The organism is Kordia sp. (genome assembly GCF_050633145.1).
In the GTDB taxonomy this organism is placed as follows: Bacteria; Bacteroidota; Bacteroidia; order Flavobacteriales; family Flavobacteriaceae; genus Kordia.
Genome location: NZ_JBOEFY010000098.1, coordinates 1 through 11,509 on the forward strand (window position 1 = coordinate 1; position 11,509 = coordinate 11,509).

Here is an 11,509-nt window from a genome sequence, read left to right on the forward strand (position 1 = left end):
GAAGCGATCCAAAAGCGAAGCGCATCTAAATCAAAGTACTTCTTTCAATCTAAATTCAAATTTTAATACATTTCTACCACGTAGAATTTTTAAGCGCATTCGTTTGTTCTCTCTTCCTTCTAACATTCCTGTTACTTTGTTGAGTGTCATTTTATCAACCACTTTCCCATTAATTGATATAATAATATCGCCTTCTTTTAGTCCTGCAAATTCTGCTGGTGAATTTTTACGTATTTCTGCGATTTCATAGGCTTTCACTAAACTAAAAGAATTGTAATGTTCAAAAACTATATTAAAATCATTTGTACCTGTTTGACGACCATAATTAGTTTGTAAAGTATTGTTTCGCTTTTTTACTTCTTGAATAACACGCATTCCATTATGTTGCAATTCTATACCACTCATATTGTATCGAAAGGGATCTGAAAAATATTTACTTTTTCGAAGACGAATACGTTTGTTACGATAATCGAATATGACTTTGAAACGCTTTAGTATTTCGCCTCCAATGCTCCCGTTACGTTCTTTAAAGTTTTTTACATACGCAATTGCTGTAGAATCTGGAAAAGCCACTTTAGCATTTTCAAATGCAAATTTGCCTATGTTAAATTTCTTTACTCGCGATCGCATTCCGTAGATGCTTCCGCTCAATCCTCTCCCTAAAAAATCGTCAAATTTCTTTTCAGGAATGTTAATTCTTTTTACTTCGTCTTCAAAAAGCCACAAGGCGTCACTTCCGCCAGAATCTATCAATAATTTTACAGGAACATCAGGTTCTGCATTTTCTTCAATTGCAACCGATACATCTATATACGGTTTGTTATTTCGGAAGGTTAGCGGTAAATCTGTGCATTTCTTACACTTTCGATATTCATATTTTTCAGGATTGTAAAACTTAATTTTTTCTGCACTGTAATTAATTTCCACAATAAAATCTTTAAACATATCGTAGCCAATAATTCCATGAATAGGCACACCTAAACGTGTAGACATATTGATTTCCTGATCTAGTATGATATAAAGTTCTAAGTTTAACTTTAGAATATTGTTCACTTTAAATGTGTCCGATCGTGCTTTTACAGCCTGTATAGGTTCTCCCGATCCTAAACCGCGAAGTTGAATACGTTCTTTTTGTTCAATCGATAATGAATCACCTGGATTTAAGCTAAACATAATTGGTTTGTTCACTCCAGAATCTAATAGAAAAGACATTTCTACTCCGTTAATTTCTACAGGAATAACAATTAGGTTGTTGATTAATTTAAAACGGACAGAAGCTTTATCCTTCCCATTCATTATATTAAACTTACTTTGCGCTTGTACAATTCCAGCTATACAAAGTAAAATGAGAACGATATGTTTTTTCAGTGGTTGCAAATTATAAGAGGGATATTTTGGTAACAAACCAAGATACAAAAAATCCTTTTTTATCTTCTAATATTATATATTTTTTAACGTTATTGAAAATATGTAAAATCGTTTATTATTATAAATATATTTTGCATTTTTGTAATCATTAAAATGTAAGATTATGCCAACTATTTCTAACAAAGGAATTGCCATGCCACAATCGCCAATTCGTAAATTGGTTCCGTATGCAGAAGATGCAAAAAAACGTGGTACAAAAGTATATCATCTTAATATCGGTCAGCCAGATATTAAGACACCTCAAGTAGCACTCGATGCTATTAAAAACAACAACATTGAAGTACTGGCGTATAGTCGCTCGGAAGGTTCCGAAGAGTACAGAACAAAAATTGCAGCCTATTATGCGAACAATGACATTCATGTAACTGCAACTGATATTATTGTAACTACTGGCGGAAGTGAAGCTTTACTTTTTACTTTTGGAAGTATTATGGATGCTGGTGATGAAGTAATTATTCCTGAACCTTTTTATGCAAATTACAACGGATTTTCAACAGCTTCAGGCGTAAAAGTTGTCCCTGTAATGTCTAAAATTGAAGACAATTTTGCATTGCCTCCTATTGAAGAGTTTGAAAAATTGATTTCGCCAAAAACAAAAGCGATCTTAATTTGTAACCCAGGAAACCCAACAGGATATTTATATTCAAAAGAAGAAATTCAAAAATTAGCCCGTATTGTAAAGAAACATGATTTGTTTTTAGTGGCTGATGAAGTATATCGTGAGTTTGCGTATGACGGACTTACACATTATTCTGTTTTGCAAGAAGCTGGACTGGAAGAAAATACCATTGTAATTGATTCCGTATCAAAACGTTACAGCATGTGCGGTGCACGAATTGGTTGCATTGTATCTAAAAACAAAGAATTTATGGCAACTGCGATGAAGTTTGCGCAAGCACGTTTGTCGCCACCAACCTATGCGCAAATTGCTAGTGAAGCTGCTTTAGAAACTCCGCAAAGTTATTTTGACGATGTTATTGAAGAATATGTAGAACGTAGAAATACACTTGTTTCAGAATTGCAAAAGATTGATGGTGTTCGTGTAGCAAATCCGAAAGGAGCATTTTATTGTATTGCTGAATTGCCTGTAGAAAACGCAGATGATTTTGCCCAATGGCTTCTAGAAAAATTTGATTTGAATGGTGAAACAATCATGGTAGCACCAGCAGCAGGATTTTATTCTACGCCAGGTATTGGATTGAATCAAGTTCGAATTGCGTATGTATTAAAGAAAGAAGATTTAATTACTGCCGTAGCCATTTTAAAAGAAGCTTTACAAACATACAACGCTTAATTATTTAAAAGAAAGTATTTGATTTCTATACAACATAACGTTTCCTTAAAAGAATTCAATACGTTTGGTATTGATGCAAAGGCAACATATTTTATTTCCGTTTCTAACAAAGAGGAATTGATTGAAGCATTACAGCTACCACAATTTTCGAAGTATTTTGTACTTGGTGGCGGAAGCAATATGTTGCTTACTGGCGATATGGAGACACCTGTTTTACATATCAATAGCAAAGGAAAAGAAGTAGTTGCTGTAAATATGCGTGGCGATACGATCGTTGAAATACAAGCTGGCGAAAATTGGCATGAATTTGTACTTTGGTGTATTGACAATAATCTAGGCGGCGTTGAAAATTTATCTTTAATTCCTGGAAACGTTGGTACTTCTCCAATTCAGAATATTGGTGCGTATGGCGTTGAACTAAAAGATGTTTTTGAAGGTTGTAAAGCAATTGATATAGAAACTCAAGAAGAAAAAACATTCACACTTTCAGCTTGTAATTTTGGGTATCGAAATTCAATCTTTAAGAATGAAGCAAAAGGAAAGTATATTATTACTTCGGTATTTTTTAGATTGACTTCAAAAAATCACCAATTGAATACTTCCTACGGCGCCATTCAACAAGAGTTGGAAAGTAATAATATCACAGCACCTACAATTAAAGATGTGAGCGATGCAGTTATTGCCATTCGCCAACGAAAACTTCCAGATCCAAAAGAAATTGGAAATAGCGGAAGTTTCTTTAAAAATCCTGTCATTCCAAAAGCTGAATTTGATATTTTACAACAAAAACACGAAAACGTTCCGCATTATGTAGTGTCAGACACTGAAATTAAAGTTCCTGCAGGTTGGCTTATTGAGCAATGTGGTTTCAAAGGACAACGATTTGGTGACGCTGGTGTTCACAAAAATCAAGCATTAGTCTTAGTGAATTACGGAGATGCCAAAGGAGCTGAAATTCTAGCATTAGCAAAAAAAATACAAGAAACCGTTTTAGAAAAATTCAATATCGCTATTGAAGCGGAAGTGAATGTAATTTAATTTAGATCGCTTTGCTGTTAGACCGTGCTAGTGCACTGTTAGATATTAGACCGCTTCGCTATTAGATTGCGCTGACGCGCTTTTAGAAGTGTTGTTTGTTGTTTAAATTATGTACACTACTTTTTAAATCAAAACGTAAACTGACAAACTCTTAAACTTCATTACCTTTTCACTACTAATCCCTCATACCAAATCCCTAATTCCTCGTTTACATTTAAAATTTCATATAAAAAAAGCATCTCATAACGAGATGCTTTTGTACTGTTTAGTAAGTATTCTAATCTTAGTCTGCATACATATAACCAAGATTCTTTGTATTTAATACATCTTTAGTTTTCAATGTTTTGTCATCTTCGGCTTTGCTAAAAGGTTTTAAGTTAGCGTTCAAGACAGCATCAGGCATACTAGATTTTCCGAGATCCTTACGCTTAGGTTGCTTTTGCCATTGATCCCAAAAACGATCTAACTGACAATGCGTAAACCAAAATATAGGATCATACGCAGTACAGTTTGTGTTAGCAGACGAACCGCCTAGATATACGTGACTTGCAACATCCGTCAGATAAATTTCGGTACCAAAAGTAACAAAATCATCGGCTTTCATTGCTTTATTAGCTAAAGCTAGTGCTGAGTTTAGTAATTCATTATTTGGCGTATCATTTCTAAACGTGTGTAAAGGAATTTCATATTCAGCTCTATAAAATGGGTTTGGTCTCTTTTTGACTTTTTCAGCTCCTTTCCTACTCTTTTTTCTGGTTTCATAATACGGATCTGCCAATAACGGAGGAATCCCTTCTTCTCTTGCTCTTTCAGAAGTGTAATCCCAATATGGCAAGGTAATAACAGGTTTCGCATTAGGAACAGCGTCTTGAAGTGCCTTTTCAAAATCTGCAAAATAAGCTCTCGCCCAAGGCAGAAAAAGCATATCATTTCGCATGTAATGTCCATCTTTGATCAGAATACCCGCTTTTTCCTGATATACTCGATTTTTATATAACCTTCTAAAGGCTTTTCGCAAATTTGATATTTCTTTTTCCGAAAGATCGTAAACACTTTTACGAATATGTATGGTTTTAGTATTCATGTTTTAAGTTTTTTGAATGGTTAATAATGATACTAACGAATGTGCTTTTTTAGCATTATGCATCTCCTCCAGAAACCTTTGGCCAAACAACAGTATCTGGCATCGTACCTTTTTCAAGCATTACTTTTGTTAATAGCTTATGCAATTCTTGACGCTTTTTTAGAATGGCTGCTTTTTTGATTTTTTCTTTTTTAGAAGCATTGTACAGTTGTATTACTTTCTTGACACCTCGATATGCTAGATTGTATCTTTCTTCAGGATCGTTGGTCATGTCGTACATTTCGTATTCCATTTCTTGTCCGAAGTTAGGATCGAAATACACCGAATATTTCCATTTTTGATTTCCTTTCGTTTGTATGATACAACGAATACGACAAGCGCCCATATTCTGTGGTGTGTCACTTTGAATATAACTATCATCAAATGTAAAGTGAACATGATCTTGTACCGTTTCTTCAGGATTTTCTAAAATTGACACCAAACTCTTTCCTTGAAATTTATATTTTTTTGTCTTAACACCTGCAATTTCAGCAATTGTTGGCATCAAATCGATCAATCCTGCAAAAGCTTCTGTGGTTTTTCCTGCGAACATCTTTTGATCTGAAAGATGCGAAAATATCAAAGGAACATTGATGGTTTGCTGATATGCATTGAACATTTTTTGACGCATCATCCCATGTGACATTGCCATATCTCCATGATCACTGACTCTAATAATTAAAGAATCTTTTGTCTTTGGATTTTTTTTCAATGCTTTTAAAACTTTGTTTATTTCTTTATCGACAAGAGATGTTAGATAGGCATAAAATTTCACATAGTTTGTCGCAACTTCTTCGGTATTGATCTCTCCAAATCCCTGCAACAAGTTTTGCCAAGTAGTTTGAATTTTTGGCTTGGTGTTTAGTTTCTCATTCCATGTTGATGGCAGTGAAACATTAATATCTTTAAAATCGCCGTCTTTGTATCCTCCAAGTTTATATAAAGGTGGATTGCGAGGTGTACCATCAGGACTAGATACTGTTTCATTCCCTGGATACGACAAAACATCGTGAGGATTTACAAGCGAAACTACCAAAAACAAGGGTTTCTTATCATCATAGTTTTTAATGTATTCCAAAGCACTTGTTTTTACTCTTTCTTCATTGGATTCTTTTACACTCATCCCTGGTAATTTTTTACCATACAGCGCACTTTGACCTTCACCGTCTACAAAGCGACCATCATTATTGAATCTTCCGCCACCAAAATTGAAAATATTGGCATCGTCTCCAGCATCAGGATAACTCCACTCTTTCACTCCGTACATTTTATCCAAATGAGAAACATCTTTAGAGGTCCAATACAATTGATCTACATCAGGTTTCAACGGACCTTTTCCTTTTATTTTAACAAACTGCGTTGGTTTGCTCACATGCCATTTGCCTTTGTAAGCAACATTATATCCAGCTTTCTCCATCATTTCGAACATGTTATCCATATTGTTACGCAATTGCCCTTGCATTACCTGTGTATATCCTTTTGGTGGATTATCTTCATTGTAAGGATCATCAAAAGCTAATACTTGAGTTGCGCCATGTGTTGCTGGATAAGTTCCTGTAAAAAGTGTTGTACGACTCGATGTACACGTACATGCATTTGTAAATGCATTGTTAAATGCGAGTCCATTTTTTAGCAATTTGTTCATTGCTGGTAAATTATTTTTAGCCCAAACTGTATCCCAATTTTGTTTCCAAGTTTGCTGATCGGAAATAATAATAACGATGTTTGGTTTTTTTAGATCTTTTAATTTTGCCATGATTTCGTGATTTATAATAGTTATGTAGTTGTTAGTAATAGTTGGATGCAGGTTGCCTGATTAGGGCAACCTGACATCATTTTCTTTTTAAGGATTAACCAACTTTTACAATGCCTGGTGGAATCCAATTGGTATTGTCCGTCCCTTTGACTAAGCAAATTGGTGAATTGCCATTTCCTTCTTTTTCTTCTCCCCATAAAGCTGGAGTATACAAACGTAAGAAGACAATAAATCCTAAAGTGTCTTTTAATTCTTGGTTACTCGGGATTGGCAACCAGTTATTAAATGCAACAGGATCTGTTTCCTTATCTGGCGCATCAGCTTGAAGATATAATTTAATACCTCCATTTATAGGTGTTACTGGATGATTTTCTATCATTGGATGACCGATAGAACTATAATTTACGCCTGCTTCTTGTGCATTTGTATTCTCTACCAAAGTACCGTCACTGTTGTAGATTGTTACAGACCAAAAAGCATCGTCTCTCACAGGAGGAAGATCTGTAAAATCAATTGTATACTTAAAATCTCCGCTCAAATGATTGCCATCTTCATCAAATTTTGCATATCCGTAAACGGTATCTTCCACACGGTTAGCACCTAATGCCCATCTTGCTATGGTTGCTCTATTTTTATAATTTGTTCCATAATCTCCAAGAAACTTATATCTTGGAAAAACCCAATGATTTGTCTTCGGGTTTTTGGAAGAAACGCCAGATTCCAGAAATTGTGCCGCAGCCTCCAATCCAGCTTGTAAAGTCACTTGTTTCTCTATATCGAGTTCCGTGAAATCAAATGAAATTGCTGGGTTTTCTTCTGGATTAATACTAAATCCGATTGCTTCCAATTTTGAAATCATTTCTTTATCCTTCTCTGTATCTAATGGCGCATTGTAATTCATCATAGCAGCCATTCTTCCAAAAAAGGCAGATGCATCCATTTGTTGTAATTGATAAAAAGGCGCTGTGCTAACATCTACTACAGGATCAACAGCTACATTTTCGGGGATGTATGATTCGTTATCAATTTGACTTAAAGGTACAAGGTTCAACTTTGGATAGATTTCTTTGTTTATCCATTCAAGATCGGCAGGAGCTCCATTTGAAAATACACGTCCAATGATCCAAGCTGTGTTTGTGTCCATACGAGTAACCGTCATTCCTTCAAACTGATTTCCTTTTATTTCATAATCTGGACCTAAAAAAACATATTTTCCTGGCTGACTATCTACTCGTGATCCTGGCGTGTTGTCAATTACATTTGTCCAACCATCTAAAACCTGCATGATAAAAAATCGAGAACTTCCATCTGGGTTTGTAAACGCAGGAAGGTTCATCACAATAGGTTCATCTTTCAAATTAAGAGAAGCAATCATATATAATGTTGATGTACTTAGTAAGACAACATTTTTTGCTTCTGGTCCAGGCCATTGTGTTTGCAACGCAAATTGATTCATTGGAGCACCGCCAGCGCCTCCATTAGAAGGTTCTGTTGGCGTATTGTTTAATTGTTGCAAGGTAACGCCCATCATTACCAAAGGATATCCGTAGATGTAGGCATCAAAAGCATTGTTAAAGGTTGTTTTTATACCTGGAATTGTGGATTCTAAAAAATCACCTGCCTGTCCTTCTCTTGAAGATTCATTCGTGTGTTTTTTCTTGACTGTTTTTTGTATTGCATCTAACATATTTTAAGGATTTAAAATGATTCCTACTCTATTGACCAAGGCTTTTCGGATGTCGCCTGTTACTTCAAAACTTATGTATAATACTCAATTGAATATGCTGTTTTGATTCTGTAACAAATGTCTATAATCGTATCATTCTGTATAAGAGCACATCAGCCTGTTTCGAAAAATCAGGCTGAACTACTTGGGGATTTTCACACAGACTATGAAATCCTTATTTTTTTGATTATGAATACATTATAACGGAGTTTCTTTTTCTTTAAGAGATGTACTGTCGAAGTGATTTTTCACAAGAAAAGAACAGGCAATTTGACGTAAATTACTAGGTAGATCAACCTGTTTTGAGCGTAAAAACATTTTTATAGCCTATTTCTGCCCTATCTTCAACATGAAAAATGGATGAACCCTTAAACAAATAATTATGAAATCAACTATTAAATACACCGTTTTACTTGCAGTAGTATGTGCTTTGTTTTTTTCGTGTAATCAAGAGAAAAAGACTAAAACTGAAGCTCCCAAATCAGAAAATAAATTCGTGAACAACTTGGAAGATTGTAGCGAAAAAGGAGTTTTAAGATATAAAATTTGTGAAGATATAGCATACGATTATTTGAGTCAATATAAAGATTACATAGATAATGTAAGAGATGATCTTAAAAAATACGATTCTACAGCATATGAAAATACTAGAGAAACACTAAATTATGGTTCACACACTACCGTAAGAGAATTCAGGAATATTCTAAAAAACACAAACTTTAAAGATGATGATAAAATATTTTTAATGAATGGGTTGAAACAAAGAAAGCTAGATGGAAAAGATGTTACCGAGGTTATTTTTGTTGTTGAATCTTCTCCAAGAGGAATCGCTAATGCTAAATCTTCAAATGGACCAACGTATACGTATTTCAATTTCACACAACCTTGTCCTAATGGTTGTCCAAAAGAAATACCAGGCATCATCTATCCTGAATAAATAACACTCTAAAATCATCTTAATGGACACAAACGCTACATTACAAAATATTTACTCTTATACCGTAAAAATCACATTGTTATTTCTGTGCATTAATGTAGCGTTTTGTATTTTCCATCGAAAAAAATTAAATATTCCGTTTCAACGCTTATGTTACTTTCTTATTTGGAATCTGCTGACTGAAATCCTAGCGTTTATTTTTATGAGGTTAGGATACAATAATTTACCGTTGTTACATATTTATACCTTGGGCGAATTTTTATTGCTTTCATATTTCTTTAAAAGTTTACTTACTAAGCCTGTATTTCTCAGAACTGCTTTTTGGTATTTTGTCATAGCTGGAAGTCTTTTTATTATCATTAATTCCCTGTTTTTTCAAAGCGTTTTCGGATTCAACACATTTGCAAAAACCTTTGTTCAAATAAGCATTATTGGGTATGCCATATTATATTTTTATAACCTTGTGGAGAATCCTTTGTTTTCTGTTGCTATATCTAAAAGCATACGATTGATCAATTCGGCAATACTTGTCTATTATTCAGGAAGTCTATTTATATTTATGTGTAGTAATGTGTATTTAAAAGACATGCAGGTATATGTCCCATTTTGGGCTTTTAATGCATTCTTAAACTTTATTTTTCAATTGCTTATCTTGATAGGATTATGGAAAGTATTTTTCAAGAAAACAACTTTATGACACTCATGGTCATTGGCATACTAATTATGCTCGCTTTTGCAATGGCTTTTGTGCTTTTTGTAAATCATTCCCAAAAGCGATTATTGAAAGAACAAATGCGCGTTCAAAAGTTAGACTATAAGCATCAAGAAGAGTTATTGCATGCAACTATTTTAACTCAAGAAAAAGAAAGACATCGCATTGCACGTGATTTACACGATGAAATTGGTTCAAAACTGAATGTGATTTTTTTAAATGTTTGTCGTCTTAAAAAGTATGGCAAAGTTGATGAAGAAATCGATCTAATTACTGACGAAGTTGAAACTGTTGTAAATACTACGATCAATTCAATACGGTTTATTTCACATGAATTATTACCGCCAACTTTAGAAGAATTTGGCTTGATAGAAACAATTCGTGAATTACAACATAGTTATAATTTAATCGGAGCAATTCAAATAGATTTTACGACTGAAGGCGAAAACAAGATTGATGATTCTTTGGTTGAACTGAACCTTTTTAGAGTTTTACAAGAACTCATTAAAAATTCTATTCGACACGGAAAAGCCACTGAAATTGATTTGAATTTAAAGATTGATCCAACTATAATTACATTCTCTTATCAGGATAATGGTGTTGGTTTCGACAGTACGGACAAAGCACATAAAAAAGGACTTGGAATGAAGAATATTGAAAGTCGATTGCGCATTATCAATGCAACTTCCAAGTTAAATTCTTCTACAAAAAATGGCACAAATGTCGTTATAGATGTTCTTCCTGATCAAACCAATAACATTTAAATTATTCACTATGAAAACAATTTCTATTGCTATTGCAGACGACGAAGCATTATTCCGAAAAGGAATGAGTTTAATACTAAATGATTACGAACATTTGAACGTAACTTTAGAAGCTGAAAACGGAATCGATTTGTTAGAAAAATTATCGCAGAGCGAAACCATCCCCAATATTTTACTACTCGATTTAAAGATGCCAGAAATGAATGGCGTTGAAGTCGCAAAAATAATTCAGAAGAAATATCCAACACTAAAAATCATTGTCATTTCTACACACTTTAGCAGAGCTTTTATCATTAATATGATTGAATTATCGGCAGTTGCTTATTTACCAAAAAACTCGCAACCTCAAGAAGTTGTAGAAACCATTGAAGCTGTTTATGAAAAAGGATTTCATTACAATACGGAAGTCTTGGCAATTATTAGAGAAAATATCATTTCAAAGAAAAAACCAAAAGCGCAATTCTCTGTAGAATTAACAAATAGGGAAACAGAAGTTTTACAATTGATTTGCGAACAATATACCGCACCAGAAATTGCCGAAAAACTATTCATCAGCGCTCGAACTGTAGATGGACATCGCAACAATCTTTTATCAAAACTAAACTGTAAAAATGTTGCCGGATTGGTAGTTTACGTATTACAAAATGAATTGCTTGATATTCCTTTATTGAAGACGAATAGGAAGTGATTTGGGTGTTGGGTGTTGGGTATTAGGTGTTAGGTGTTAGGTG

Annotated in this window: 10 protein-coding genes; 6 read left to right on the plus strand and 4 right to left on the minus strand. The window is 34.0% G+C overall.

Annotated elements, in window-relative coordinates:
* Positions 1–30 precede the first annotated feature (30 nt).
* Entirely contained in the window at positions 31–1,296 is a 1,266-nt protein-coding gene (locus ACRBBL_RS27105; RefSeq protein WP_431372244.1) for an aspartyl protease family protein, read from the minus strand.
* Positions 1,297–1,531: 235 nt separating this feature from the next.
* Here ACRBBL_RS27105 and ACRBBL_RS27110 point away from each other — a divergent pair, with 235 nt between their 5' ends.
* Both ACRBBL_RS27110 and murB read left to right on the plus strand, forming a co-directional pair.
* Positions 1,532–2,722: a pyridoxal phosphate-dependent aminotransferase gene (locus tag ACRBBL_RS27110; protein ID WP_431372245.1), complete on the plus strand. Its 1,191-nt coding sequence runs from the start codon at positions 1,532–1,534 to the stop codon at positions 2,720–2,722.
* Positions 2,723–2,743: 21 nt separating this feature from the next.
* Positions 2,744–3,760: a UDP-N-acetylmuramate dehydrogenase gene (murB, locus tag ACRBBL_RS27115; RefSeq protein WP_431372261.1), complete on the plus strand. Its 1,017-nt coding sequence runs from the start codon at positions 2,744–2,746 to the stop codon at positions 3,758–3,760.
* A gap of 283 nt (positions 3,761–4,043) precedes the next feature.
* On the opposite strand, the gene ACRBBL_RS27120 is transcribed toward murB, so the two are convergent.
* From ACRBBL_RS27120 to ACRBBL_RS27130, 3 genes are all read right to left on the minus strand, one after another.
* Entirely contained in the window at positions 4,044–4,844 is an 801-nt protein-coding gene (locus ACRBBL_RS27120; RefSeq protein ID WP_431372246.1) for a tyrosinase family protein, read from the minus strand.
* A 55-nt stretch (positions 4,845–4,899) separates the two neighbouring features.
* Positions 4,900–6,639, minus strand: a complete 1,740-nt coding sequence (locus ACRBBL_RS27125; protein WP_431372247.1) for a sulfatase-like hydrolase/transferase — start codon at positions 6,637–6,639, stop codon at positions 4,900–4,902.
* A 94-nt stretch (positions 6,640–6,733) separates the two neighbouring features.
* The gene (locus tag ACRBBL_RS27130; protein ID WP_431372248.1) at positions 6,734–8,326 is read right to left on the minus strand and encodes a DUF1254 domain-containing protein; all 1,593 of its coding nucleotides are present in this window, start codon (positions 8,324–8,326) and stop codon (positions 6,734–6,736) included.
* A gap of 421 nt (positions 8,327–8,747) precedes the next feature.
* On the opposite strand from ACRBBL_RS27130, the gene ACRBBL_RS27135 reads away from it, so the two are divergent.
* The 4 genes from ACRBBL_RS27135 (at position 8,748) to ACRBBL_RS27150 (ending at position 11,466) form a co-directional block, all read left to right on the plus strand.
* Positions 8,748–9,302 (plus strand): hypothetical protein, encoded by a 555-nt coding sequence (locus ACRBBL_RS27135; RefSeq protein WP_431372249.1) that lies wholly within the window; start codon positions 8,748–8,750, stop codon positions 9,300–9,302.
* A gap of 202 nt (positions 9,303–9,504) precedes the next feature.
* On the plus strand, positions 9,505–9,999 hold the full coding sequence (locus ACRBBL_RS27140) for a hypothetical protein (protein WP_431372250.1): 495 nt from the start codon (positions 9,505–9,507) through the stop codon (positions 9,997–9,999).
* The gene (locus ACRBBL_RS27145; RefSeq protein WP_431372251.1) at positions 9,966–10,778 is read left to right on the plus strand and encodes a sensor histidine kinase; all 813 of its coding nucleotides are present in this window, start codon (positions 9,966–9,968) and stop codon (positions 10,776–10,778) included. Before ACRBBL_RS27140 ends, ACRBBL_RS27145 begins: the two co-directional genes overlap by 34 nt.
* 10 nt (positions 10,779–10,788) lie before the next feature.
* Positions 10,789–11,466 (plus strand): response regulator, encoded by a 678-nt coding sequence (locus ACRBBL_RS27150; protein ID WP_431372252.1) that lies wholly within the window; start codon positions 10,789–10,791, stop codon positions 11,464–11,466.
* The last annotated feature ends 43 nt before the right edge of the window (positions 11,467–11,509 follow it).